Genomic DNA, 25,544 nt, shown 5'->3' with positions numbered 1-25,544 from the left:
CGAGGAATCGTCCGGTACCCCCCGCGGACTGGAACGGAAGGCCATCGCCGCGTGAACGCAATCCCACCCTCCCCCAAGTTCTCGGCTCCGCTCGAACAGGGGGCACCCCCATCGCCCCAGGACCGCCCCGCCCGGCTCACCGTCGGAGTCGTCGGCGCGGGCCGTGTCGGGCCCGCCCTTGCCGCATCGTTGCAGCTCGCAGGGCATCGCCCGGTTGCCGTATCGGGCGTCTCCGATGCCTCCGTACGACGTGCCGCGGAGCTGCTCCCGGATGTCCCCCTGGTCACCCCGGCCGAGGTGCTCGCCCGTGCCGACCTCGTGCTGCTGACCGTCCCCGACGACGCGCTCGCCGACCTGGTCCGCGGCCTGGCGGAGACCGGTGCCGTACGGCCGGGCCAGCTGCTGGTGCACACCTCCGGGCGGTACGGAACGGCCGTGCTCGAACCGGCGACCCGGGCCGGCGCCCTGCCGCTCGCGCTGCATCCCGCGATGACCTTCACCGGCACCCCCGTCGACGTGCAGCGGCTGGCCGGCTGCTCGTTCGGGGTGACCTCGCCCGACGAGCTGCGCATGGCCGCCGAGGCGCTGGTCATCGAGATGGGCGGGGAGCCCGAGTGGATCGCGGAATCGGCTCGTCCGCTCTACCACGCCGCGCTCGCCATGGGAGCGAACTACCTGGTCACGCTGGTTGCGCAGGCGATGGAGCTGCTGCAGGCAGCGGGTGTCGGAGCCCCGGACCGGATGCTCGGCCCGCTGCTCGGCGCCGCCCTGGACAACGCGCTGCGGTCCGGTGACGCCGCCCTGACCGGACCGGTCGCGCGCGGGGACGCGGGCACCGTCGCCGCCCATGTCGCGGAGCTGCGCCGACATGCTCCCGGGGCCGTCGCCGGATACCTCGCGATGGCCCGTATGACCGCGGACCGGGCGCTCGCGCACGGCCTGCTGAAGCCGGAACTGGCCGAGGATCTGCTCGGCGTGCTCGCCGGGCCCGCCCCCGACGCGTCCGACCGCCCCGACCCCACCGGCCAGGCCGCCCACGACACCGCCGAGCCGGACGACGACCACGGCTCGACCGGCACGGACACCCGCGAGACCGACGACACCCACGAGATCGACGAGACCGACGACACCCCTGGCCCCGCCGACGGCCACCACGACGGCGACGGCCCCACCGGAGGCGACCGATGACCACCCCGCCCCCGCCCGCCTCCCTCCGCCTCGTCCACACCGCCGCCGCCCTCCGCGAGCTTCCCCGCGGCACCGGCCCCCGCGCCGTCGTCATGACCATGGGCGCCCTGCACGAGGGCCACGCCACCCTGATCCGGGCCGCCCGCGCGCGGGCCGGAGCGCAGGGGCAGGTGGTGGTCACCGTCTTCGTCAATCCGCTGCAGTTCGGCGCCGGCGAGGACCTGGACCGCTACCCGCGCACCCTGGACGCGGATGTGGCACTGGCCGCCGAGGCGGGCGCGGACGCGGTGTTCGCGCCGTCGGCCGAGGAGGTCTATCCGGGCGGTGAGCCGCAGATCCGGATCGCCGCGGGGCCGATGGGCACCCTCCTGGAGGGCGCCAGCCGTCCCGGCCACTTCGACGGTGTGCTGACCGTCGTCGCCAAGCTGCTGCACCTGACGGCGCCCGACATCGCGTTCTTCGGGCAGAAGGACGCCCAGCAGCTCGCGGTGATCACGCGGATGTCCGCCGATCTGAACTTCCCCGTCGAGATCGTGGGCGTGCCCACGGTCCGCGAGGACGACGGCCTCGCCCTCTCCAGCCGCAACCGCTACCTCTCCGCCGCCGACCGCCGCACCGCGCTCGCGCTCTCCGCCGCGCTGTTCGCGGCCCGCGACCGGCTCGCGGCCGAGGAGGCGCTGCGCGCCCGCGCCGCCTGTGCCGGCCATCCCGTGCAGGACCGGGCCACGGCGCTGGCCGCCCTCGGCGAGGACCGGGCCGCCGCCGACGCGCACGCCGTCGCCTACGCCGCCGCCGGCCCGCCGCACGGCCCCTCCGTGGCCCGCGCCGCGGCCCAGGCGGTCCTGGCGGACGCGGCCCAACTCGACCCGCCGCTCGCACTGGACTACCTGGCGCTGGTCGACCCGTCCGACTTCACCGACGTCCCGGACGCCTACGAGGGCGAGGCGGTCCTGGCCGTCGCCGCCAAGGTCGGCACCACACGCCTCATCGACAACATCCGCCTGGTGTTCGGCCCGGCCGCCCCCCACGACGCCACCCCCGCGCCGCACCCCGCGGCCGCCACCGGGACCGGCGTCGACGGCCCCGCAGAGCCCGCCCCCGCACGTTCCACCACCACTCCCCAAGGCCCCCTCGGAGCGCCCCGATGACCGCCACAGGAACCGGCCCCGGCCACGCGATAGCCCCCGGCACCGCCGCAGCCCCCGGCATACGCCTGACCGCCCCCGCCCCCGGCTGGTCCATCGAGGCGGACGTCGTCGTGGTGGGCTCCGGGGTCGCCGGCCTGACCGCGGCCCTGCGCTGCGCCGCCGCCGGGCGCCGTACGGTCGTGGTCACCAAGGCCCGCCTCGACGACGGCTCCACCCGCTGGGCCCAGGGCGGCATCGCCGCGGCCCTCGGCGACGGCGACACCCCCGAGCAGCACCTGGCCGACACCCTCGTCGCGGGCGCCGGACTGTGCGACGAGGTGGCCGTACGGGCCCTGGTCACCGAAGGGCCGGACGCCGTGCACCGGCTGATCGCCGCCGGCGCCCGCTTCGACACCGCGCCCGGCAGCGACGAGATCGCGCTCGCCCGGGAGGGCGGCCACCACCGCCGCCGGATCGCGCACGCCGGCGGCGACGCCACCGGTGCCGAGATCTCCCGCGCCCTGGTCGAGGCGGCCCGCGACGCCGGACTGCGCACCATCGAGAACGCCCTCGTCCTCGACCTCCTGACGGATGCGGACGGCCGTACGTCCGGCGTCACCCTGCACGTCATGGGGGAGGGCCAGCACGACGGCGTCGGCGCCGTGCACGCCCCGGCGGTGGTGCTCGCCACCGGGGGCATGGGCCAGGTCTTCTCCGCGACCACCAACCCGGCCGTCTCCACCGGCGACGGCGTGGCGCTGGCCCTGCGCGCCGGGGCCGAGGTCTCCGATCTCGAATTCGTCCAATTCCACCCCACCGTCCTGTATTTGGGACCGGACGCGGAGGGCCAGCAGCCGCTGATCTCCGAGGCCGTACGGGGCGAGGGCGCCCACCTGGTCGACGCCGACGGGACCCGCTTCATGGTCGGGCAGCACGAGCTGGCCGAGCTGGCGCCGCGCGACATCGTCGCCAAGGGCATCATGCGCCGCGCCCAGGAACAGGGCACCGAGCACATGTACCTGGACGCCCGGCACTTCGGCGCCCAGATGTGGGAGCAGCGCTTCCCGACGATCCTGGCCGCCTGCCGCTCCCACGGCATCGACCCGGTCACCGAACCGATCCCGGTCGCCCCGGCCGCGCACCACGCCTCCGGCGGAGTCCGTACGGACCTGTACGGCCGGACGACCGTGCCCGGCCTGTACGCGTGCGGTGAGGTCGCCTGCACCGGCGTGCACGGCGCGAACCGGCTGGCCTCCAACTCCCTCCTGGAAGGGCTGGTGTTCGCGGAGCGGATCGCGGCGGACATCACCGCGCACCCGGTCCGTACGCCCGGGCCGGCCGTCATACCGGACGGTCCTTGCGCCATGCTGCTCGACCCCGAGGCACGGATCACGATCCAGCGGGCCATGACCGCGGGTGCCGGAGTGCTGCGGTCGGACCAGGGCCTGGGGGAGGCGTTCAAGGCGCTCGTCCGGCTCCAGGGGGAGGCCGAGGCGACGGCCGACGCCGACGCCGCGGCCGACGCCGAGGAGCACAAGGCGGTCGAGCCCGGCGTGGAGGCCTGGGAGACGACCAACCTCCTGCTCGTCGCCCGGGTGCTGGTGGCCGGCGCCCGCGCCCGCGAGGAGACCCGCGGCTGCCACTGGCGCGAGGATTACCCCGAGCGCAACGACGACCTCTACCAGCACCACTACATGGTCACCTACCGCTCGCGCCGCACCGTGGCCATCAGCGGCATCTCCGACAGCGCCAACTTCCCCGCCACCCTTCCCGAAACGGAGCCGAACCCGTGAGCACGCCCGACGACCTCCCCCTCCTCCAGATCGGCCGGCCCTCCGACGCCGCCCCCGCCGGAGGCTGCGGCGACGCCTGCGGCTGTGCCGGCGACGACGACGGCTCGTACGAGCTGGACCCGCTGAGCTGCGGCCTCGACCCCGACCTGGCCGCGCTCCTGGTGGCCGCGGGCCTGGACCCCGTACAGGTCGAGGACATCGCGCACATGGCCGTCGAGGAGGACCTCGACCAGGGCGTGGACGTCACCACCGTGGCCACCATCCCCGAAGACGCCGTCGCCACCGGGGACTTCACCGCCCGCGAGGCCGGTACGGTCGCCGGGCTGCGGGTCGCCGAGGCGGTGCTGTCCATCGTGTGCACCGACGAGTTCGCGGTCGAGCGGCATGTCGAGGACGGCGACCGGGTCGAGGCCGGCGCCAAGCTGCTGTCCGTCACCACCCGCACCCGCGACCTGCTCACCGCCGAGCGCAGCGCGCTCAACCTCCTGTGCCGGCTCTCGGGCATCGCCACCACCACCCAGAAGTGGGCGGACGTCCTGGAGGGCACCAAGGCCAGGGTCCGCGACACCCGTAAGACCACGCCGGGGCTGCGCGCCCTGGAGAAGTTCGCGGTGCGCTGCGGCGGCGGCGTCAACCACCGGATGTCGCTGTCGGACGCGGCGCTGATCAAGGACAACCACGTCGTCGCGGCCGGCGGCGTGGCCGCGGCGTTCACCGCCGTGCGGGAAGAATTCCCGGGTCTGGCCATCGAGGTGGAGGTCGACCGCCTCGACCAGATCCCGCCGATCCTCGCCGAGGGCGCCGACCTCATCCTCCTGGACAACTTCACCCCGGAGCAGACCAAGGAGGCCGTGGACCTGGTCGCGGGCCGCGCGATGCTGGAGTCCTCCGGCCGCCTGACCCTCGCCAACGCCCGCACCTACGCGGAGACCGGCGTCGACTACCTGGCCGTCGGCGCCCTCACCCACTCCTCCCCGATCCTCGACATCGGCCTCGACCTGCGCGAGGACGAGGGCCAGGACGACAGCCAGGACGAGGACAGCTGACCGCCATGCTGCTGACCATCGACGTAGGCAACACCCACACCGTCCTCGGCCTCTTCGACGGCGAGGAGATCGTCGAGCACTGGCGGATCTCCACCGACGCCCGCCGCACCGCCGACGAGCTGGCCGTGCTCCTCCAGGGCCTGATGGGCATGCACCCCCTCCTCGGCGACGACCTGGGCGACGGCATCGAGGGCATCTCCATCTGCTCCACCGTCCCGTCCGTGCTGCACGAGCTGCGCGAGGTCACCCGCCGCTACTACGGGGACGTCCCCTCCGTCCTGGTGGAGCCCGGCGTGAAGACCGGTGTGCCGGTCCTCATGGACAACCCCAAGGAGGTCGGCGCCGACCGGATCATCAACTCCCTGGCCGCCGTCGAGCTCTACGGCGGCCCGGCGATCGTCGTCGACTTCGGCACGGCCACCACCTTCGACGCGGTCAGCACGCGCGGTGAGTACGTCGGCGGCGTGATCGCGCCGGGCATCGAGATCTCGGTGGACGCCCTGGGCGTCAAGGGCGCCCAGCTGCGCAAGATCGAGCTGGCCCGGCCGCGCAGCGTCATCGGCAAGAACACCGTCGAGGCGATGCAGTCCGGCATCCTCTACGGCTTCACGGGCCAGGTGGACGGCGTGGTGCAGCGGATGGCGCGGGAGCTGGCCGAGGACCCCGACGAGGTGACGGTGATCGCCACCGGCGGCCTGGCCCCGATGGTCCTCGGTGAGTCCTCGGTGATCGACGCCCACGAGCCCTGGCTCACCCTGATCGGCCTGCGGCTGGTCTACGAGCGGAACATCGCCCGGTCGTAGGCGGCCGGCTACGTGGTCCCTGGGCGGGCCGCGCCACCGTTCGCGAATTAAGCGGCTTTTGTCTGAATCGGTCGTAAAGTCGCCGCATGCCTATGCCATACGGATCCTGCGGCGGCATGACGTTCAGCGCCGATGAGCTGCGAGTGCTCCGTCGCGCTCTCGCCCATGCCCTGCAGTCAGTCAGTTCGGTGGACCGCTCCGTCCCGCTCGGCACCGCCCTGCAGTGGCCGGAGGACATCCAGGAGTACCTCCGCCTGGCCGAGGCGGTGGACGAGGCGGTGCACGAAGGCGGCCGGCAGCGCGCCTTCCTCCTCGCCGACCTCGCCCGCTACCGCGAAACCCTGCCAGGCTCGGCCGCCGGCTACCTCGCCCACCTCAAGGAGGCGCTGACGGCCGGCTACCTCCCCGGACCCGACGACCTCGCCGCCCTGCGCTCCCTGGTCGCGCGGCGCACCGGGGCGTCCGAGAGCGAGCGCCGCGCCACCTTGCTGCGCCACTGTGAGCAGCTGGCCGAGCGCTCCGTACGGGCCCGGCTGCGCGCCCTGCCCGGCGGCCGCGCGGCGGCGCACGAGCCGGAGCGCAAGCCGGAGCCCGAGCCGGTGGCGGAGCCCAAACCGCGGCCGCAGCCCGCGTCGCCGCCCCCGTCCAAGTCCCCGCGCCCGGACCGGCCGATCCCCACGCCCGGCGAGGTCTTCCCGCCCCGTCGCAAGTCCGCTCCGCCCCCCGAGACCCGCACCGCCTGAGCGGCTGCGTACTCTGGAATCTCAAAGCCCCAAAGGAGGCCATACGCCATGGATTACGTCGCAGCGCTGACCCCGCCCGTAGTGATGGCCGTGGCCTTCACCGCGCTGATCGTGACGATCGTCAAGAGCCAGGGCGGCCCGAACAAGGCCAAGGAAGACGCCGCCGTGGACGCTCTGATCGCCAGGTCGGAGACCGCTTCGGAGTCCAAGGCGCACGGCGTCTGACCACCCCGCCGCCCTTTTGGGCAGTTCGCGCGCACGGTACGGCCCGGGAATGACCATCTCGGGTCGTACATCCTTTTTCCGGCCCAAACGCAACGAGATCAACGGGCATTCGCGACATCTCCCACTATTGTTCTTGTGTGCCGAGACCATTGGGTGATCTGGAAGACGCGGTGATGACGCGGGTGTGGGAGTGGAACCGCCCGGTCACCGTTCGGGAAGTCCTGGAAGATCTCCAGAAGGAACGGTCGATCGCCTACACGACGGTCATGACCGTATTGGACAACCTTCATCAGAAGGGCTGGGTACGGCGCGAAGCGGAAGGCCGCGCCTATCGATATGAGGCCGTCTCCACCCGGGCCGCGTACTCGGCCGCACTGATGAACGAAGCATGGTCCGCCAGTGACAACCCCGCGGCCGCTCTTGTGGCCTTCTTCGACATGATGTCGCCGGAACAGCGACATGCCCTGCGCGATGCCGTACGGATGGTGCAGATCGACGATCCGGAGAGCTCCGAACCGGCGGAACATACTGCTCCCGAACAGGCACCGGAAGCGGGATCGGAAGCGGGATCGGAACAAGGGCCACAAGCGGCACAAGAACGCGCAACCGGTGAAGGTGATGAACCCGGGGCGGGCGCCTCCGGCGCGGGGCGATAGCGTCCCGGCATGGCCGCGCATTCAAAAAGCCTCACCGTCCGTCGTGCCCGGACCAGCGATGTGCCGGCGGTACGCCGCCTCATCGACTCCTACTCACGGGACGGCATCCTGCTCGACAAAGCCACCGTGACGCTTTACGAGGACATCCAGGAGTTCTGGGTGGCCGAGCGCGACGAAGACGCCGAGGTCGTCGGCTGCGGGGCACTCCATGTGATGTGGGAAGACCTGGCCGAAGTCCGCACCCTGGCCGTGGATCCGCAGCTCAAGGGCTCGGGAGTCGGCCATCAAGTCCTCGACAAGCTACTGCGCACCGCGCGCTGGCTCGGAGTACGGCGCATTTTCTGTCTCACCTTCGAAGTCGACTTCTTCACCAAGCACGGCTTCGTGGAGATCGGCGAGACTCCGGTAGACGGTGATGTCTACAGCGAGCTGCTGCGTTCCTATGATGAGGGCGTTGCCGAGTTCCTCGGGCTCGAACGAGTGAAGCCCAACACCCTGGGTAACAGCCGGATGCTTCTGCAGCTGTGATCAGCGTTCTATGTCCGAATCGCTCCCCTATCTCATGGCTACGGAAGCATGCGTTCCCCGCTCTGTGGGCAAGTGAACCCTACCCAAGGGTTTGTGTTTTTCCCGGAAAAGCGGTTTGCTTTCCGTCGTAATCCACATTCGATGAAAGGGAATCCGGTGGCACAGAAGGTTCAGGTTCTTCTTGTCGACGACCTCGACGGTGGCGAGGCCGACGAGACCGTGACGTTCGCTCTCGACGGCAAGTCCTACGAGATCGACCTCACCGACGCCAACGCCCAGAAGCTTCGCGAGTCGCTTGCCGACTTCGTGAAGGCCGGTCGTCGTGCCGGGCGCTCTGCGGGTGCCCGCGGCAAGGCCCGCACTGCCGCGGCGGGCGGCTCCGGGGACACCGCGAAGATCCGCGCCTGGGCGAAGGAGAACGGCTACAACGTCAATGACCGTGGCCGCGTCCCCGCCGACATTCGCGAGGCATTCGAGAAGGCCAACGGCTGATCGCCGATAGCGCGATCCGATTGGGCATTACGAGCACGCAGCAACCGGGCACGATGGCACTCCGTTGCCGCCGCGCTCACGAGTCGCACGAGGTCGGGGGCGCCCCCAACGTCTCCGCTCCCTGCCCCGATCCCCGTGGTGGGCAGGGAATTCTCCGCCGCGCGCCCAGGCCGGGGAGGCCGCAACCATCCTGCGGCCTCCCGCGCGCCGAATCCGTGCGATGACGCCAACCCGGCGGTGTACGGGTGCGTGGGGAGGGCCGGCGCGGGCATCCGCTCTCCGGCCCCGCGTGCGCCGAGATCCGGTGCCAGCGCACCCCACTCGAGCCATTCCAGGATTTCCGGGAGTTCCTCGGCGCCGCCGGCCGCGATGAGCATGAGCAATTTCGGCCGATCAATGACGCAATTCCCGTCGCGTCCGGCGCGCAGCAGCGCCACCGGACCGGTGTGCGGCAGCCGCCGCAGTACGGCGCCCCCCGCGTCGGCCGGCATCTCCAGGACGTCGAAGCGCGGACCCACCAGCAGCTCCGCCGGTTCCGTGCCGGCGGTCGGCCAGCCCATCTCCTCCTCGTACCACCGTCGGACGGCGGCAAGAGGGGTGCGGGGTCGCGGGAGCGCGCGGGCCATATCCGGTGCAACTGCACGGACCACAGGAAGTTACGCTGGGTCGAGGTATGGATACGTAACGTAGCTGCGCAGGGGTGGAGCGATGCATTCGGTGGCGCGTTGATGTTCGCCCGTAGCGGATGGGGGAAGCCCGCGCTGCATGGAGTGTCAGTAGCAGCGGGTAAGACAGTCACAGTGGGAAGAGACCGTGTGACCGGCGCTCAAAGGCGCTCTGCTGCGGTTGGCGGCGGGATGCGGTGGGCGTGTCGGCCAAGGGTGCGTTCGCCACGGGCGTAGTGGCGAAGAGCGTATATGCCTGGCCTGCGGGAACATCGTCTCGCACCATCGAGTTGGAGCAGATGTCAGCTGTTCGGCAATAAATTTCCCCGCCCGGAGCGGGGGGGATCCGGACGGGTGTCGGCAGTTGGAATGAGCTGTCCCGCCGTGCGGGACTAGCATGCGGAAGGACAGGGAGGGGACCGACCCCTAACTGCCTGACCGCTCTGAGGAGCGATTAACGATGTTCGAGAGGTTCACCGACCGCGCGCGGCGGGTTGTCGTCCTGGCTCAGGAAGAAGCCCGGATGCTCAACCACAACTACATCGGCACCGAGCACATCCTCCTGGGCCTGATCCACGAGGGTGAGGGTGTCGCCGCTAAGGCCCTGGAGAGCCTCGGGATTTCGCTCGAGGCGGTCCGCCAGCAGGTGGAGGAGATCATCGGGCAGGGCCAGCAGGCTCCGTCCGGGCATATTCCCTTCACCCCCCGTGCCAAGAAGGTCCTGGAGCTGTCGCTCCGTGAGGCCCTCCAGCTCGGCCACAACTACATCGGCACGGAGCACATCCTGCTCGGCCTGATCCGCGAGGGCGAGGGCGTCGCAGCCCAGGTCCTGGTGAAGCTGGGCGCCGATCTCAACCGGGTGCGGCAGCAGGTCATCCAGCTGCTCTCCGGCTACCAGGGCAAGGAAGCCGCCACGGCCGGCGGCCCCGCCGAGGGCACGCCCTCGACGTCGCTCGTCCTGGACCAGTTCGGCCGCAACCTCACGCAGGCCGCTCGCGAGACCAAGCTCGACCCGGTCATCGGGCGCGAGAAGGAAATCGAGCGGGTCATGCAGGTGCTCTCCCGCCGTACGAAGAACAACCCGGTCCTCATCGGCGAGCCCGGCGTCGGCAAGACGGCGGTCGTCGAAGGACTGGCGCAGGCCATCGTCAAGGGCGAGGTGCCCGAGACCCTCAAGGACAAGCACCTCTACACCCTCGACCTCGGTGCACTGGTCGCCGGCTCCCGCTACAGGGGTGACTTCGAAGAGCGCCTGAAGAAGGTCCTCAAGGAGATCCGCACCCGGGGCGACATCATCCTGTTCATCGACGAGCTCCACACCCTGGTGGGTGCGGGTGCCGCCGAGGGCGCGATCGACGCCGCCAGCATCCTCAAGCCCATGCTGGCGCGAGGCGAGCTGCAGACCATCGGTGCCACCACGCTCGACGAGTACCGCAAGCACCTGGAGAAGGACGCGGCCCTCGAGCGCCGCTTCCAGCCCATCCAGGTCGCGGAGCCGTCGCTGCCCCACACCATCGAGATCCTCAAGGGCCTGCGGGACCGCTACGAGGCGCACCACCGCGTCTCCATCACGGACTCGGCCCTGGTCGCGGCCGCCACTCTTGCCGACCGCTACATCTCCGACCGCTTCCTGCCGGACAAGGCGATCGACCTGATCGACGAGGCCGGCTCCCGGATGCGGATCCGCCGGATGACCGCGCCGCCGGACCTGCGCGAATTCGACGAGAAGATCGCCGATGTGCGCCGGGAGAAGGAGTCCGCGATCGACTCGCAGGACTTCGAGATGGCCGCGGGCTTGCGCGACAAGGAGAAGCAGCTCCTGGCCGCCAAGGCGAAGCGGGAGAAGGAGTGGAAGGCCGGCGACATGGATGTCGTCGCCGAGGTGGACGAGGATCTGATCGCCGAGGTCCTGGCGACGGCGACGGGCATCCCGGTCTTCAAGCTGACCGAGGAGGAGTCCAGCCGCCTGCTCCGCATGGAGGACGAGCTCCACAAGCGCGTCATCGGCCAGAAGGACGCCATCAAGGCGCTCTCCCAGGCCATCCGCCGTACCCGTGCCGGCCTGAAGGACCCCAAGCGTCCCGGCGGCTCGTTCATCTTCGCCGGCCCGTCCGGTGTCGGTAAGACCGAGCTGTCCAAGACGCTGGCGGAGTTCCTGTTCGGCGACGAGGACGCGCTGATCTCCCTCGACATGTCGGAGTTCAGCGAGAAGCACACCGTCTCCCGGCTGTTCGGTTCGCCTCCCGGCTACGTCGGTTACGAAGAGGGCGGCCAGCTCACCGAGAAGGTGCGCCGCAAGCCGTTCTCCGTCGTGCTCTTCGACGAGGTCGAGAAGGCCCACCCGGACATCTTCAACTCCCTGCTGCAGATCCTGGAGGACGGTCGCCTGACCGACTCCCAGGGCCGGGTCGTGGACTTCAAGAACACGGTCATCATCATGACGACCAACCTCGGCACGCGGGACATCTCCAAGGGCTTCAACCTCGGCTTCGCGGCCCAGGGCGACACCAAGTCCAGCTACGAGCGGATGAAGAACAAGGTCAACGAAGAGCTCAAGCAGCACTTCCGCCCCGAGTTCCTCAACCGTGTGGACGACACGGTCGTCTTCCACCAGCTGACCGAGGAAGACATCATCCAGATCGTCGACCTCATGATCGCCAAGGTGGACGAGCGGCTCAAGGACCGCGACATGGGCATCGAGCTCAGCAGCGAGGCCAAGTCGCTGCTGGCCAAGCGCGGGTACGACCCGGTGCTCGGCGCCCGTCCGCTGCGCCGCACGATCCAGCGCGAGATCGAGGACGCCCTCTCGGAGAAGATCCTCTTCAGCGAGCTGCGTCCGGGCCACATCGTGGTCGTCGATGTCGAGGGCGAGGGTGACACCGCCAAGTTCACCTTCCGCGGCGAGGAGAAGTCGGCCCTGCCCGACGCCCCGCCGATCGAGTCCGCCGCCGGCGGCTCGGGCCCGAACCTGAGCAAGGACGCTTAAGGCGCCTCGTACAACGGGAACTGCCCCGGAACCGCATTGTGCGGCTCCGGGGCAGTTCCCGTATGAGCGGGTGGGGCCGGGCCCTTAGGGGGCGGGCGAACAGATCCCGTAGGGGTCACCAGCGCCCCCTTCGGGGCCTCAACGTGGGGTGGGTGGGGGGTATTCCCGTGGTGCGCCACGGGATCGACGAGACGCTGGCCGACGAGACGCTGGCCCGCGAGAGACCGGCCGGCGAGACGCCGGCCCGCGAGAGACCGGCCGACGAGAGACCGGCCGACGAGAGACCGGCCGACGAGACGCTGGCCCGCGAGAGACCGGCCCGCGAGAGACCGGCCCGCGAGAGGCCGGCCGGCGAGAGGCCGGCCAGACCTGCAGGACGCGGCCGGCTAGAGCTGTATGACGCGGATGCCGTCCGGGACGCCGGTCACCGGGGGAATGCGGCGGCCGATCTGCAGGATTTCCAGCTTTGGGAATGCGGACAGCCATTCCATCGAGATGCCGAGGTCATAGGCGAGCCACAGCCGGGTCAGGCCTTCCGCCGGGGCGATGCCCTCGATCAGCTGGTCCGGGGTGAAATACCCGGCGATTCGAAGATGCGGACGGCCGCCCAGTCGGCGCAGCGTATGCAATTCCTCGATATCCGCCACCGGGAAATACAGCTCGGCCGGTTCGAGATGGGCGATGATCTCGCGGGCGTAGCGAGCGGTGTCGTAATGCCTCCAGGCCCCCGCGAGCTGCGCCCGGATGTCATGGTGCTGGCGGTCGCGCAGACCCGTCAGATAGTCGATCGCCATATCGTCCGCGATGGAGGTGGCCGTGATGGCGAGGAGATATGCCTCGTCGTCGGAGGCCTGGACGGGATCGGGGAGCATTTCCAGGACGATCGGCCCGATCCAGCCCAGCGCGCGGGCCGCGGGCGGCGTGCTGGGCCGCACCATGTCCCGGGTGAAGCGCTGTACGCGGGCGCGGACGTCCGGGTCCAGCTCGGTGGCGTGCTCCAGGCAGGCGGCCGCCAGCAGCTTGCGGTGCCGGGCCTCGGCGGCCCGTATGCCCGCGTGCGGGGCCAGCAGGCCGTCCAGGAGGGCCGCACACTCATCGGGCCTTGCCAGGGCCACGGCCATCCGGATGACGTCCTCCCAGGCGTCGTGGTGGGCGTGGTCGAGAAGCAGCGCGAAGTCGTGGCGCTGGATGGTCGCTCGCGCGGAGAGATAGTCCTGGAAGGTGCGGTGGACGAAGTCGACCGTGCCGGGCGTCGGCTCCCGCAGCAGTCCCGTCCGGTTGAGGAGATGGCGGAAGACGTCCTCCGGGCCGCCCTGGCGGGCCGCGTCCGGTATGGCCGGCAGATGCTCGGTCAGCGTGGCGATGGCCGTGTCCCGGTCCATCTCCGACCGCCCGTTGAGCAGCATCCAGTGGGCGAGCTTCTGCAGCAGCTGGATCTTGGGCTGCCGGGTCAGCTGGACGCCGTCGGTGGCCACCATCGCCCGCTCCCGGTCGCGGCGCTCCAGCAGCATCGACAGCGCGGCGTCATAGAGCTCCTTACGGCCGTTGGGCAGATAGCCGCGGCGGTCGCGGTGCAGGGCGCACAGCAGCCCGCACATGAGCGGGTTGGTGGCCAGCCGGCCCAGGTCGCGGGTGATGCGGACGGCGTTGAGCAGCGTGTGCTCGTAGTGCCCGAGGCGGTCGAGGTCGGCCGGGTTCTGCTGGGCGGCGGCCCGGTGCCAGCGCTGGATGAAGGCGGCGACGTCCTCCCGGCTCATCGGTGCGAGGGAGAGTTCGGTGAACCCCTCGGCGGCGAGCCAGTCGTGCGGTACGGCGGACGGGCGGGAGGTGACGACCCAGACGTTGCCCGGGTAGCGGGTGGTCCAGTCGCGCAGGCGGGTCCGTACCTCTTCGCGGTCGCTCTCGGGCGCTTCGTCGATCCCGTCGATGAGGAGCAGGGCGCGCCCCTCCTCCAGTACGCGCTCGGCCCAGCCGGGGGGCTGTGCCGCGGCGTCCCGGAAGCCGGTGGCTGCCAGGAAGGCGGCCGGTTCGGGGATGCCGTCGCGGGCGAAGCGGCGTACGGGGAGGAGGAAGGGGACCCGTCCCCTCAGCCCCGCCAGCGCGTCGGGCAGCTCGTCGCGGGCGGTGGCGACGGTCAGCCACTGGAGGAGGGTGGTTTTGCCGGACCCGGCCACGCCGCGGATGAGGATCCGGGGGCGGTCGGCCAGGGCCTGGTCGGCGCGCGTCGGGGGTTCGTCGTCCTGGGTACCGGGGTCAGGCTCGCACTGGAGGCCCAGGTAGGCGGCGTCGAGGGGCCAGCTGTCGGGGGAGTGGGCGAGGTCGATGCCGAAGATGGTGAGGTGGTTGTGGGTGGTGGCGGTGGAGTGGGCGTAGTGGCTTTCGAAGGCGGTGTCGGTGGGGTGCATGGGCGCCATGGGGTTCCCCGTAACGGCTGTGGCTGTGGCTGCGGTTAGGTGCGGGGGCGTGGAAAGAGGGTGAGTTTTACGTGGGGTGGGAGGGAGTTGGCGTTCTCTGGGCGGAGGTAGGAGAGGTAGACCTCCTGGAGGTCGGGGAGGGCCGAGAGCGGTGAGAGGTCGATGGGGGCGTCGATCATGCCGTAGAGCTGGAGTTTCCGGATGCCGGGGAAGGCCGGGAGGGCGGCGCGCAGGATGCGGCTCAGTTCGGAGACGGGGCGGCGGTCCGTGTTGAGGAGACTGAGAGTCTTGACCTGCGGCAGCTGAAGACCATACGGAATGCGGAGCGGGGCGCCTTCGGTGTCCAGGCCGAAGGAAAAGTGCTCCAGCTCAGTGAGATGGGTGAGCGCTTGCCACTGGTTATCGGTGAAATCTTCGGCAATACGCCGCAGTTGTATGGCATTCAGCTGCGGCCAGGTCGTCACGCGTCTGAAGTCGGTGCCGATCCGCTCCCCGAGATGAAGCTTGGTCAGCGGGGCATCTGCCGGCAAGGCGGCCAGCCCCTCTGGTGGAAGCGGGGCCATAAGCGTCAGCGAAGTGAGATGGCGTAGGCGATCGAGACCGCCGGGGCTGCGCACGTCGCTGGATCCCCAACCGCTGACGGACAGCGAACGCAAGGGCAGGTCCGCGAGCGGGGCGAGGCTGACAACTGCGGGACAGTTCTGGAGTGACAGTGAATTGAGTTCTGGGAAGTCGTGAAGGAAGGCGAGGTCGCTGATCTCCCAGTTGTCCCGGAGCATCAGATGTCTGATGGGCCGGTGAGCCAGCTCGTTGCGGAGGTGGCTCTCTCGATACGGACCGTTGATGCCGATGAGTGGCCAACCGCCGAGGGCGTCGAGGGCGCGCAGCTCGGCGGGGCGGCTCACCGTGAGTTCCACGTTTCTGCCCAAATGTCGGATGATCTCCTGGGCGTAGCGTTCGGTGTCGAAAGACGACCAGGACAAGGCAAGTTCGAGGTGTACGTTCCCCGCAGGGTGCTTCCGGAAGCGCTTGAGGACCTCCAGAGCGGCTTCCGAACCGATGCGCGCGGCGCTGGCAACCACCTCTTGCGCCTCGTCGTTCTCCAGGCCATCGGGGCCGGGCAGCAGCTCCAGGACCATGGGTCCCACCTCGGCCAGCAGCTCGGACTCCTCGCGGCAGCGGGGCGGCAGGATCGCCCTGGCTCGCTCGTACACCTCGTCCCGCACATGCGGATCCAGCTCCGTCGCATGCTCCAGGCAGGCCATCGCCAGCAGATGGACCCGCAGGCGGGTGCGGGCGCTCCGGATGCCGTCGCCGTGCTCGACCATCCCCCGCAGGATCTCCGCCCGTTCGCGCGGCCGCGCATGCGCCACCGCCATCCGGATCACGTCCTCCCACTGGGAGTCGACGGAATGCTCGACCAGCAGCCCGAAGTCGCCCTCCTCGACGGCGGCCCTGGCCCCCAGGTAGTCCTGGAAGGTGCGGTGGACGAAGTCCACCGACCCGGGCGTCGGTTCGCGCAGCAGACCGCTCCGTAACAGCAGATGACGGAAGACGGCCGCGGCATCCCCCTGCGCCGCCGCCGCGGGCACCGACGGCAGCGCATCGGCGATGATCTGCTCCGCCCGCTCGCGGACGAGTTCCGTGCGACCGTTGCGGATGAGCCAGTACGCGAGGCGCTGCAGCAGCTGGACCTGCGGCTCGTCCCCCAGCTCGATGCCGGTCGGCGCACCCATGTCCCGTTCCCGGTCGCGCCGCGACAGCAGCATCCCGAGGGCGGCGTCGTACAGCTCCTTCCGTCCGTGCGGCAGGTAGCCCCGCCGGTCCCGGTGGAGTGCGCAGATCAGCCCGCACATCAGCGGGTTGGTGGCCAGCTGCCCCAGATCCTGTTTGGTGCGGACCGCGGACAGCAGGGACTGCTCGTACGCGTCCAGGCGCTCGGTGTCCTCGGCGTCCTCGCGCGCCGCGGCGTGCCAGCGGCCGATGAAGGCGGTCACCTCGTCGTGGCCCATGGGGGTGAGGGTCAGTTCGTCGAAGCCGTCGGCGGCGAGCCAGTCCTCGCGTACGGCGGAGGGGCGGGTGGTGACCAGCCACAGGTTGTCGGGGAAGGCGTCCAGCAGGTCGCGCAGCCATTGGCGGGCGCCCCGGCGCTCGCGGTCGGGGATCTCGTCCAGGCCGTCGACCAGGAGGAGGGCGCGGCCGGAGGTCAGTACGCGCTCGGCCCACCCGTCGGGCTGGGCGCCGGCGACCGGGCAGCCGACGGCGGACAGGAAGTGGTCGGGGGTGGGCAGGGCGGCGCCGGAGCGGGTGAGGGTGCGCAGGGGGAGGACGAAGGGGATGCGGCCGTAGAGGTGGGGGAGGGGGGTGTCGGCGGGGTCCTTGGTGCAGGAGACGGCGAGCCACTGGATGAGGGTGCTTTTGCCGGAGCCGGCGACGCCGCGCAGCAGGACCCGGTCGAAGTCGGCGAGGGCCTGGTCGGCGCGTTGGGGCGGGCGGGGCGGGAGGTCCCAGGTCGGCATCCTGGAGAAGTTGATCTTTGCCTGACGGCTCGTGGCCCCCAGGCTCAGATACGCGGAGTCCAGCGGCCACCGGTCCGGGGAGTGGGCGAGGTCGATGCCGTAGATGGTCAGGCGGCTGTGCTTGCGGGCGATGTAGGCGAGGTAGGTGCGCTCGAAGGCGGTGTCGGCGGCCTGTGGGGAGGGGTGCCCTTCGAGGAAGGCGTCGATCTTGGTGATGACGCCGTCCAGGCTCCGGCTCTGTTCGACGAGGGTGCGGGCCACAAACGTCGACCGCTGGGTGAAGAAGTGCACGATGTGCAGGCAGGCCGTGCTGAGGAGGGTGTGGTGCATCAGCTCGGCGTCGCGGGAGAGGTGGCGGGTGGTCTCCGGGGCGGCGGCCGTCAGGCGTTCGGCGAGGGCGCCGTGGCCGAGTAAGACGGCCTGTACGTCGTCCATGGCGAGTTCGCCGAGGCCGCTCAGGGTGGTGGCCAGGGCGTCGGCCACGGCCGTTTCCTCGTCCTCGGGGAACGGGCGCTCGCCGGGCCGGGCGGCCCGCAGGGCCCGGCTCACCAGCTCCGCCGCGAGCTTGTGCAGATCCTCGTCGGTGAGGGTGCGCTTCTCGCCCTTGAAGGAGACGAGGCCGGATATCCGTACGGGCCCGGAGACCAGCCCGGCGCCCGGCCCCTCCTTGACGAACAGCTTCTTCACGAGCGGCGCGACCACGCTCGACGCGAGCCGTATCCCCACTGCTGCCGGTTCCATGTGCGGGCGGCCTCCCCCATGGCTGCTGACGTCGTCGGAGCCAGGTTACGCGCCCGGGGGCGGGCAGGTGGCGTATTCGGCTATTTCTCGGGCCGACGAGTAATCCACGTCACGTTAGCCAGGTCACAAATAACGCGCCCGGCCTTTTGCCGCGGTGACATGGCGCACATGGAATTTGCTGCCTACTAGAGGAATTAGGGGCGTCATTCGGCTTCGGGGCGGGGTTATTGGCGTGCCGGGCGGAGGATCGGCGGCCGCCCGCTCGCGGATCATATAAGGCCAGGTCAGGTGGCATCCATGGCTCGCGGAGGGGCCGTCGTCGACCGGTTTCCATCACCCCGCAATGGCGTGAATTACACCGGCCCGGATACGGCACCCGGTAGTAGAAACGGCCCCTTGGCACCGCTTCCCAGTCGGGTTACCAAGGAATGGCCAACCCGGTCCGCAGCCGGTGAAGCCAATCAATTCCTTGATTCCACATCGCTGGAGGAAAAACCCGCATGTCCAAGTTCGCCGCCATCCGTAATTCCAAGAACTCCGCGAAGAAGTCCGTGCTGCGCAATCGCGTCGCCGTCGTGGCCGGTGGCCTCGGTGTTGCCGCCGCGATGGGCGCCGGTGTCGCCAACGCCGCCGACTCGAGCCTGGGGCACCTGAGCGCGAACGTCGGCTCCACGGTCACCAAGCAGGCCGAGGCACAGGTCAAGGCGGTCAGCGACGCCAAGGCTGCCGCCGCGAAGGCCAAGGCCGATGCGGTGAAGGCCAAGGCTGCCGCCGCGAAGGCCAAGAAGGACGCGGCCAAGAAGGCCAACGCCTGGATGACGCCGGTCGACAAGTACGTCCTCGGCTCGACCTTCGGTCTGGCCGGCAACATGTGGTCGCACAGCCACAGTGGTCAGGACTTCGTCGTGCCGAGCGCCACCCCGGTGAAGGCCGCGTTCCACGGGACCGTCGTCAAGGCCGGCCCCAACGGTGGCGGTGACGGCCCGGCGTACGGCAACGCCATCGTGATCAAGCACGCCAACGGCATGTACACCCAGTACGCGCACCTGTCACAGATACAGGTCCAGCCCGGCCAGCAGGTCGGCAAGGGCCAGCAGATCGGGCTGTCCGGCAGCACCGGCAACTCCTCCGGTCCTCACCTGCACTTCGAGGTCCGCACCGGTCCCAACTACGGGTCGGGCATCGAGCCGACCGGATTCCTGCGGGCTCACGGCGACGCCGTCTGAGCTGAATCCGGCCGGACTGGCCGGCGGTTCGGCGGGTTTGCCGCCGTGACCAGTTCTGTGGCGACCTCGAGGATGGCCTTGCGCTTCTCCTCGGGGTCGCCTTCGACGTCCTGCAGCGCGAACATGCCCGCGTGCATGGAGAACAGTGCCGTGATGCAGCGCACCTGATCCGTCAGCTCCGCTTCGGGCTCCCTGAGCAGGCCGAAGAGGGCGTGCATGCGCTCCTTGAAGCTGTCGCCGATGGCGAGGTCGCGCACGGCCGCCTGGTTTTCCTGCATGAAGCGGAAGAAGGGTTCGGAGGCGCGGAGGGATTCGCTGTAGCGGCGGATCACTTCCTGCTTGGTGGCGAGGGTGCGGGGCTGCGTCCCGGCCCAGGCGATCAGCTCGTCGATGGGACCGCACAGGTCCTGCGACAGGCTGATGACGATGTCTTCCTTGGTCTTGAAGTGGTAGTAGAGCGCCGCCTTGGTGACCTCGAGCTTCTCGGCGATCTCGCGCAGCGAGGTCTTCTCGTAGCCCCGCTCGGAGAACAGCCCCAGAGCGACGTCCTGAATGCGCTGACGGGTGTTCCCCCGGCGCGAGTGCGGTGTGCCCATGGTGCTCTCCTGCGGTGATTGCTGCGTAGTTCTGCGTAGTTCTGCGTGGTCTGTGCGTGGTTCCTGCTGGTCGGAGGGCTGCCCGGAGGGGCGGCAAAGAAACTTACTTGACGCCCGGCTAGTTAGCCGCCTACCTTCTCGTACTGTACTGAACTAGCCGGGCGGCAAGTAAGTAGGAGTGCGGGAGTGAGGACGGGGATGTCGCAGAAAGCGGCCCCAGCGGGGGACATACAGGCAGCAATACCCAGCGAGGCGAACGAGGGGAAGCGGCCCGCCAGCGTGCGGGTGGTGCTGTTCGCGCTGATGATCGCGATGCTGCTCGCGATGCTGGACAACATGATCGTGGGTACGGCGATGCCCACGATCGTCGGCGAGCTGGGCGGGATGGAGCACCTGTCCTGGGTGGTCACCGCCTACACGCTCGCCACCGCCGCGTCGACCCCGATCTGGGGCAAGCTCGGCGACATGTACGGACGCAAGGGCGTGTTCCTGACGTCCATCGTCCTCTTTCTGATCGGCTCCGCGCTGTCCGGCATGGCCCAGGACATGAGCCAGCTGATCGGCTTCCGTGCGGTCCAGGGGCTGGGCGCGGGCGGTCTGATGGTCGGCGTCATGGCGATCATCGGCGATCTGATTCCGCCGCGGGAGCGCGGCAAGTACCAGGGCATGATGGCCGGCGTCATGGCCGTCGCGATGGTCGGCGGTCCGCTGGTCGGCGGCACCATCACCGACCACCTCGGCTGGCGCTGGACCTTCTACATCAACCTGCCGCTCGGTGCGATCGCGCTGGCCATGGTCACCGCCGTACTGCATCTGCCCAAGAAGCGGGCCCAGGGCCGGGTCGACTACCTGGGTGCGGCGCTGCTGACCATCGGGATCACCGCGCTCGTACTGATCACCACCTGGGGCGGGACCGAGTACGACTGGCTCTCGGGGCAGATCCTCGGCCTCGGCGGGATCGGCATCGTCGCGCTGGCGGCCTTCGTCTTCGTGGAGCGCAAGGTCGGTGAGCCCGTCCTGCCGCTGCACATCTTCCGCAACGGCAACTTCTCGCTCATCACCGTCGTCGGCTTCCTGGTCGGTTTCGTGATGTTCGGGTCGATGACCTTCCTGCCGCTGTTCCAGCAGAGCGTCCAGGGCGCCTCGGCCACCAACTCGGGGCTGCTGCTCCTGCCGCTGATGGGTGGTCTGCTGGTGGTCTCGCTGATCGCGGGCCGGGTGACCACCCAGACCGGCAAGTACAAGATGTTCGTGGTCGGCGGTGGGGCGCTGCTCACGGCCGGGATGGCGCTGCTGTCCCTGATGGACACCGGTACCACCCGGCTGACCTCCAGCCTGTTCATGATCGTGCTGGGCGCCGGCATGGGCTTCCTGATGCAGACCACGATGCTGGTCGCGCAGAACAGCGTCGAGATGAAGGACATGGGCGTCGGCTCCTCGTCGGCCACCCTCTTCCGTACGATCGGCGGCTCGTTCGGCGTCGCGATCCTCGGCGCGATCTTCACCAACCAGGTGAAGACGACGATGGTCGAGCGGCTGGGCAAGGCCGGCGAGAAGATGACCAGCGGCGGCGCCCAGATGGACCCGAAGAGCCTGCCCAAGCTGCCGCCGGTGGTCAAGGACGCGTATGCGCATGCGGTGTCGGCCGGTACGCACCAGGTATTCCTCTGGGGCGCGGTGGTCAGCGTCATCGGCTTCGCGGCAGCCTGGTTCCTGAAGGAGATCCCGCTGCGGGGCGGCCCCGCCGCCAAGTCGCCCGAGGGCGGCGCGGCCGCGGACGGCACGGCGGAGCGAGTGCCGGTGGTGGAGGCCGTCTGATCCGGCCCCGCCTCTCGGCGCACGGAACGGCCCCCGCTTCGGCGGGGGCCGTTCCGTATTTCTGAGCGCCCGTCAGGATCCGTACAGCGACCCGCCTTTGACGGCGGCGACGAAGGGCGACCGGCCGGCGGCCGGGAAGGCGAGCGCCGGGCCGTGCGGGTCCTTGCTGTCCCGGACGGGGACGAGGCCGGGGAGGTTGTCCGAGAGCTCGAGGCATTCGACGCCTTCGCCGTTGCTGTAGACGCTCTTGCGCCAGGTAGCAAAGCTCAGGTCAATCCTGTTGCTGCGGTAGCGCAACTCCGCGCCGTAAACGCACGGGACGCTCGCCGATGCGTCGGGGTCCTTCCGGGGAGGCGCGCAACTCACCACCACTGCTTGCAGGTTGCCCGCCGCAACCCCAGTACGGGGCAGCGCTACGTGGGGCGATTCCGGACTGTGAGCGGTTCGTCACCATCCGGCAGTAGGTGGGTGTCGGTGTCAGCGATCCGGCAGGTGGATCACCGGGAAGCTCCCCGTACTCGTCGGTGCGTTCTCCGGCAGCCACAGGACCGACACCGCGCCCGTCGAGCCGTCCGTCAGTTCGTCCGCGTTGCGGAAGGTGAGGCGGGCGCCGAGGACGCGGGCCTGGCCGGCGGCGATGGTCAGGCCGAGGCCGTGGCCGCGGCCTGAGCGGTCGGTGCTGCCGGTGCGGAAGCGGCTGGGGCCCTCGCGCAGGAGGGCCTCGGGGAAGCCGGGGCCGTGGTCGCGGACACGCAGGACGCGGCCCTCGACGGTGACCTCGATGGGGGGTCTGCCGTGGCGGGCCGCGTTGGCGATCAGGTTGCCGAGGATGCGTTCCAGACGGCGCGGGTCGGTGGTGACATCGGCGTCCCGTATGACCTCGACGGTGACGTCCTGGCTGAGGGAGCGCACGCGGCGGGAGACGAATTCGCCGAGGGCGACGTCCTGGAGTTCGGCGCGCTCCGCGTAGCCGTCGAGGCGGGCGACCTCCAGGACGTCCTCGACGAGGGTGCGCAGCGCCTGGGCGCGGTCCCGGACGAGTTCCGAGGGGCGGCCGGGGGGCAGGAGTTCGGCGGCGGTGAGGAGGCCGGTGACGGGGGTGCGGAGTTCGTGGGCGATGTCGGCGGTGACGCGGCGCTCGGCCTCGATGCGCTGCTGGAGGGCGTCGGACATGGCATCCACGGCCCAGGCCAGATCGTCGGTCTCATCGCGGATGCGGCCGCCGACCTCGTCGCGGATGCGGACGGCCGTGTCGCCCTCGGCGAGCTTGCCCGCGGCGGCGGCCGCCTTGCGCAGCCGCTGGGAGAGCTGGCCGCCGATCAGGACGCCCAGTGCGCAGCCGCCGAGCACGACCGCGGTCGAGCCGATGAGCAGCGCCTGGTCCAGGTCGTCGAGGACGTCCCGGTTGCGGAAGGGTTCGTGGACGGACAGCACATGGCCGTCGCCGAGCGGGAAGGCGGCCCACACCTCGGGCGTGGCCCGGCCGTCTTCCTGGAAGTAGGTGGCGCGCTCGCCCCCGGCGATGACCTCGGCCTCGAGGAGCTTGGGCAGGTCCGGGTCGTCGATCCGCGCGCCGAACTGCGGCCGGTTGTTCGACTCGAACATCTTCTGGGCCATGTTGAGCCGCTCGACCTCCAGGTCGCGGCTGCTGTCGATCATGGAGTGCCGGGCGGCGTTGTGCACGACAAGGCTCAGCGCGATCGCGACCAGCGCCCCGACGAGCGCGATCGCCGCGCTGAGCTTCCACCTCAGCCCCGTCCGCAGGGCCAGCCTGACCACCGCGGGTGTCAGCCTCTCAGCTTGTAGCCGAAGCCGCGGACCGTCTCGATCCGGTCCTGGCCGATCTTGCCGCGCAGCCGCTGGACATGGACGTCCACGACGCGGGTGTCGCCGCCCCAGCCGTAGTCCCAGACCCGCTCCAGCAGCCGGTCGCGGGAGAGGACCGTACCGGGCGCGTGCGAGAACTCCAGCAGCAGGCGCATCTCGGTCGGGGTGAGGGCGACGTTCTCGCCGGCCTTGCGGACCTCCATGCCCTCGGTGTCGACCTCGAGGTCGCCGAAGCGCAGTACGGCCTCGACGGGCTCGTCCGCCGCGCCGGCGCCGTTGCCGTCCGGGCCGCTGGCGTGGCCGAAGCGGCGCAGTACGGCGCGGATCCGGGCGACCAGCACCGCGCCGTCGAACGGCTTGGTGACGTAGTCGTCGGCGCCGGCCTCCAGGCCGAGCACCACGTCGATGGAGTCGGCGCGCGCGGAGAGCATGATGACGGGGACGGTGGACTCGTCGCGGATGCGGCGGCACAGGCTGACGCCGTCCAGGCCCGGCACCATCACATCCAGCAGGGCGATGTCGGGGCGGTTGGCGCGGAATGCCTCCAGGCCCGCGAGCCCGTCGGGCATGGCGGTGACCTCGAAGCCGTCCCGCTCGAGTGCGAGCTGGGTGGCTTCGCGGATCACATCGTCGTCCTCGACGAAGAGCACATGGGTGTCGGCCATGCGGTTGTCTCAACCCTCCGTTGCCGTGCCGTCGTCGATCTTGGTGCGGTCGACGGTGGTCTCGCTGTAGTCGGTGTGGTGCTTGGGGCCGTGCGGGGTGAAGCCGTGGCCGGGGCCGGACCAGCGGTACCTCAGCACATCCTCGCCCGACGGGCAGCACACCTGGTCGTCGGCGTCATAGGTCTGCGTGGAGACCTCCAGCTCGCCTTCGTCGGCCCCGGCCGAGACCGTCGGCTGCTCGTTGTGGTACACGATTTCATATCCGTCGTCGGCGCCGCCCCGCTCACGGAAGACATACGCGCCGATGCCTACGGAATCCGCGCAGGCCATGACGTTGACGACGATGTCCGTGGACGTGCTGCCGGTCAGGGAGGCATGGCTCCAGTCGACCGGGTACGCGTCCTCCGAGCACGGCTCGGCGAGCGACTTCTTCACCTCGGCGCCGACCTCGGGGCTGCTCTTCAGCAGCTTGACCACGTCGACCTTCTTGTGGTTGGCGGTCGATCTCGGGGCGGGGGAGGCGGTCAGTGTGCCCTTGGGGCCGGGGGTGCTGCTGGGGGTCCCTTCGGTCCGTACGCCGTCACCACCGGGACTGCATCCGGCCAGCAGAAGGCCGACGGCGGCCACCCCCGCCGTGGCCGCGCCGCCTTTGGTCAACCCCCCGGTCAACCTGTTCCTGGACAATCCGCTCCTGCTCACCGTGCCGCTCGCACAGCCGCCGGTCCCGGCGCTGTTCGTATTGTGCCGTGCTGCTGATTGTCGCGCGGGAAGCTGTGAGACGTACCGCGCGTGCCGCAAGGCTGCCCTGCCCCAGGGTGCCCGAGCCGTGGGTCAGGCCGCGCAGCGCTCCCGGTCGCGGTCGTCGCGCTCCAGCATCCGGGCGTCGATGTCGCGCGACTCCAGCTCCTGGCGCAGCCGGGCCAGCGCACGGTGCAGGGTGCTCTTGACGGTACCGGTGGACATGCCGAGCGCGGCGGCGGTCTCCTCGGTGCTCATCTGCTCCCAGTGCCGCAGGACCACGACGCTGCGCTGCTTGGGCGCGAGCACTCCCAGGATGTCCATGAGCAGGGCCCGGTCGGCGCGCTGCTCGGTGCCGTCGTCGACGCTCGCGTCGGGGAGCTGCTCGGTGGGCACCTCCTCCAGCTTGCGGGCGCGCCACCACTCCGTACGGGTGTTGATCATGACGCGGCGGAGGTAGGCGTCGGCCAGCGACTTGTCCGCGATGCCGTCCCAGCGGCCGTAGGTGCGGACCAGGGCCGTCTGGAGCAGATCCTGGGCGTCGACCGGGTCCGGCACCAGTCGCCGGGCGCTGCGCAGCAGGGCCTCCTGCCGCGTACGCACATACTCTTCGAAGTCCAGTACCTTGCCGCCGCTGGTCGCCATTTCCCGACGCCTCCGATCCGCTTGCGTTCCCACCGTTGAATGCGCTGGCGGTCATCTCCAGCACGAGGAAGACGCTACGGAGGGGGTGTTGCGACGTAATGTG

At 70.2% G+C, this 25,544-nt stretch carries 22 protein-coding genes; 13 read left to right on the top strand and 9 right to left on the bottom strand.

Annotated elements, in window-relative coordinates:
• Window positions 1-60: 60 nt before the first annotated feature.
• From AB0D04_RS16525 to AB0D04_RS16480, 10 genes are all read left to right on the top strand, one after another.
• Window positions 61-1,188 (top strand): DUF2520 domain-containing protein, encoded by a 1,128-nt coding sequence (locus tag AB0D04_RS16525; RefSeq protein ID WP_362703433.1) that lies wholly within the window; start codon window positions 61-63, stop codon window positions 1,186-1,188.
• A complete protein-coding gene (panC, locus tag AB0D04_RS16520) occupies window positions 1,185-2,336 on the top strand; it encodes a pantoate--beta-alanine ligase (protein WP_362703384.1) in 1,152 nt (383 codons plus the stop codon). The genes AB0D04_RS16525 and panC overlap by 4 nt, the downstream gene beginning before the upstream one ends.
• The gene (locus AB0D04_RS16515; protein WP_362703383.1) at window positions 2,333-4,108 is read left to right on the top strand and encodes an L-aspartate oxidase; all 1,776 of its coding nucleotides are present in this window, start codon (window positions 2,333-2,335) and stop codon (window positions 4,106-4,108) included. The genes panC and AB0D04_RS16515 overlap by 4 nt, the downstream gene beginning before the upstream one ends.
• Complete coding sequence (gene nadC / locus AB0D04_RS16510) at window positions 4,105-5,154, top strand: carboxylating nicotinate-nucleotide diphosphorylase (RefSeq protein WP_362703381.1); 1,050 nt, start codon at window positions 4,105-4,107, stop codon at window positions 5,152-5,154. The genes AB0D04_RS16515 and nadC overlap by 4 nt, the downstream gene beginning before the upstream one ends.
• A gap of 5 nt (window positions 5,155-5,159) precedes the next feature.
• On the top strand, window positions 5,160-5,957 hold the full coding sequence (locus AB0D04_RS16505) for a type III pantothenate kinase (RefSeq protein WP_362703380.1): 798 nt from the start codon (window positions 5,160-5,162) through the stop codon (window positions 5,955-5,957).
• Between the two features lie 86 nt (window positions 5,958-6,043).
• A complete protein-coding gene (locus tag AB0D04_RS16500; protein WP_362703378.1) occupies window positions 6,044-6,700 on the top strand; it encodes a hypothetical protein in 657 nt (218 codons plus the stop codon).
• Window positions 6,701-6,748: 48 nt separating this feature from the next.
• Window positions 6,749-6,925, top strand: coding sequence for a hypothetical protein (locus tag AB0D04_RS16495; RefSeq protein WP_362703377.1), 177 nt, complete (start codon window positions 6,749-6,751; stop codon window positions 6,923-6,925).
• Window positions 6,926-7,062: 137 nt separating this feature from the next.
• The gene (locus AB0D04_RS16490; protein WP_362703375.1) at window positions 7,063-7,581 is read left to right on the top strand and encodes a BlaI/MecI/CopY family transcriptional regulator; all 519 of its coding nucleotides are present in this window, start codon (window positions 7,063-7,065) and stop codon (window positions 7,579-7,581) included.
• A gap of 9 nt (window positions 7,582-7,590) precedes the next feature.
• The gene (locus tag AB0D04_RS16485) at window positions 7,591-8,109 is read left to right on the top strand and encodes an amino-acid N-acetyltransferase (RefSeq protein WP_362703373.1); all 519 of its coding nucleotides are present in this window, start codon (window positions 7,591-7,593) and stop codon (window positions 8,107-8,109) included.
• 156 nt (window positions 8,110-8,265) lie between these two features.
• Window positions 8,266-8,601 carry an Lsr2 family protein gene (locus tag AB0D04_RS16480; protein ID WP_362703432.1) on the top strand — a complete coding sequence of 112 codons (336 nt, stop codon included), beginning with the start codon at window positions 8,266-8,268 and terminating at the stop codon, window positions 8,599-8,601.
• Here AB0D04_RS16480 and AB0D04_RS16475 read toward each other — a convergent pair.
• Window positions 8,532-9,227 carry an SCO3374 family protein gene (locus AB0D04_RS16475; protein WP_362703372.1) on the bottom strand — a complete coding sequence of 232 codons (696 nt, stop codon included), beginning with the start codon at window positions 9,225-9,227 and terminating at the stop codon, window positions 8,532-8,534. The genes AB0D04_RS16480 and AB0D04_RS16475 overlap by 70 nt on opposite strands.
• A gap of 499 nt (window positions 9,228-9,726) precedes the next feature.
• On the opposite strand from AB0D04_RS16475, the gene AB0D04_RS16470 reads away from it, so the two are divergent.
• Window positions 9,727-12,252 (top strand): ATP-dependent Clp protease ATP-binding subunit, encoded by a 2,526-nt coding sequence (locus AB0D04_RS16470; RefSeq protein WP_362703371.1) that lies wholly within the window; start codon window positions 9,727-9,729, stop codon window positions 12,250-12,252.
• A gap of 386 nt (window positions 12,253-12,638) precedes the next feature.
• Here the strand turns inward: AB0D04_RS16470 and AB0D04_RS16465 are convergent, their stop codons facing one another.
• Complete coding sequence (locus AB0D04_RS16465) at window positions 12,639-14,666, bottom strand: NACHT domain-containing protein (RefSeq protein ID WP_362703369.1); 2,028 nt, start codon at window positions 14,664-14,666, stop codon at window positions 12,639-12,641.
• A 35-nt stretch (window positions 14,667-14,701) separates the two neighbouring features.
• Window positions 14,702-17,926, bottom strand: a complete 3,225-nt coding sequence (locus AB0D04_RS16460; RefSeq protein WP_362703367.1) for an NACHT domain-containing protein — start codon at window positions 17,924-17,926, stop codon at window positions 14,702-14,704.
• A 500-nt stretch (window positions 17,927-18,426) separates the two neighbouring features.
• On the opposite strand from AB0D04_RS16460, the gene AB0D04_RS16455 reads away from it, so the two are divergent.
• Entirely contained in the window at window positions 18,427-19,152 is a 726-nt protein-coding gene (locus AB0D04_RS16455) for a M23 family metallopeptidase (protein WP_362703365.1), read from the top strand.
• On the opposite strand, the gene AB0D04_RS16450 is transcribed toward AB0D04_RS16455, so the two are convergent.
• Window positions 19,134-19,748, bottom strand: a complete 615-nt coding sequence (locus tag AB0D04_RS16450; protein WP_362703364.1) for a TetR/AcrR family transcriptional regulator — start codon at window positions 19,746-19,748, stop codon at window positions 19,134-19,136. The two genes, AB0D04_RS16455 and AB0D04_RS16450, sit on opposite strands and share 19 nt — an antisense overlap.
• A gap of 303 nt (window positions 19,749-20,051) precedes the next feature.
• Here AB0D04_RS16450 and AB0D04_RS16445 point away from each other — a divergent pair, with 303 nt between their 5' ends.
• A complete protein-coding gene (locus AB0D04_RS16445) occupies window positions 20,052-21,566 on the top strand; it encodes an MDR family MFS transporter (RefSeq protein ID WP_362703431.1) in 1,515 nt (504 codons plus the stop codon).
• A 72-nt stretch (window positions 21,567-21,638) separates the two neighbouring features.
• Here AB0D04_RS16445 and AB0D04_RS16440 read toward each other — a convergent pair whose 3' ends face one another.
• From AB0D04_RS16440 to AB0D04_RS16420, 5 genes are all read right to left on the bottom strand, one after another.
• A complete protein-coding gene (locus AB0D04_RS16440; RefSeq protein WP_362703363.1) occupies window positions 21,639-21,863 on the bottom strand; it encodes a DUF397 domain-containing protein in 225 nt (74 codons plus the stop codon).
• A 180-nt stretch (window positions 21,864-22,043) separates the two neighbouring features.
• Window positions 22,044-23,345 (bottom strand): two-component system sensor histidine kinase CseC, encoded by a 1,302-nt coding sequence (gene cseC / locus AB0D04_RS16435; protein ID WP_362703362.1) that lies wholly within the window; start codon window positions 23,343-23,345, stop codon window positions 22,044-22,046.
• Between the two features lie 8 nt (window positions 23,346-23,353).
• A complete protein-coding gene (gene cseB / locus AB0D04_RS16430) occupies window positions 23,354-24,058 on the bottom strand; it encodes a two-component system response regulator CseB (RefSeq protein WP_362703360.1) in 705 nt (234 codons plus the stop codon).
• A 9-nt stretch (window positions 24,059-24,067) separates the two neighbouring features.
• A complete protein-coding gene (locus tag AB0D04_RS16425) occupies window positions 24,068-24,727 on the bottom strand; it encodes a hypothetical protein (RefSeq protein WP_362703359.1) in 660 nt (219 codons plus the stop codon).
• Window positions 24,728-24,889: 162 nt separating this feature from the next.
• On the bottom strand, window positions 24,890-25,441 hold the full coding sequence (locus AB0D04_RS16420) for a SigE family RNA polymerase sigma factor (protein ID WP_362703358.1): 552 nt from the start codon (window positions 25,439-25,441) through the stop codon (window positions 24,890-24,892).
• Window positions 25,442-25,544: the final 103 nt, after the last annotated feature.

The organism is Streptomyces sp. NPDC048483, from assembly GCF_040651455.1.
Classification (GTDB): domain Bacteria; phylum Actinomycetota; class Actinomycetes; order Streptomycetales; family Streptomycetaceae; genus Streptomyces.
The sequence above is the reverse complement of the archived record's forward strand: the minus strand, read 5'-3'. Positions and strand labels throughout refer to the sequence as shown.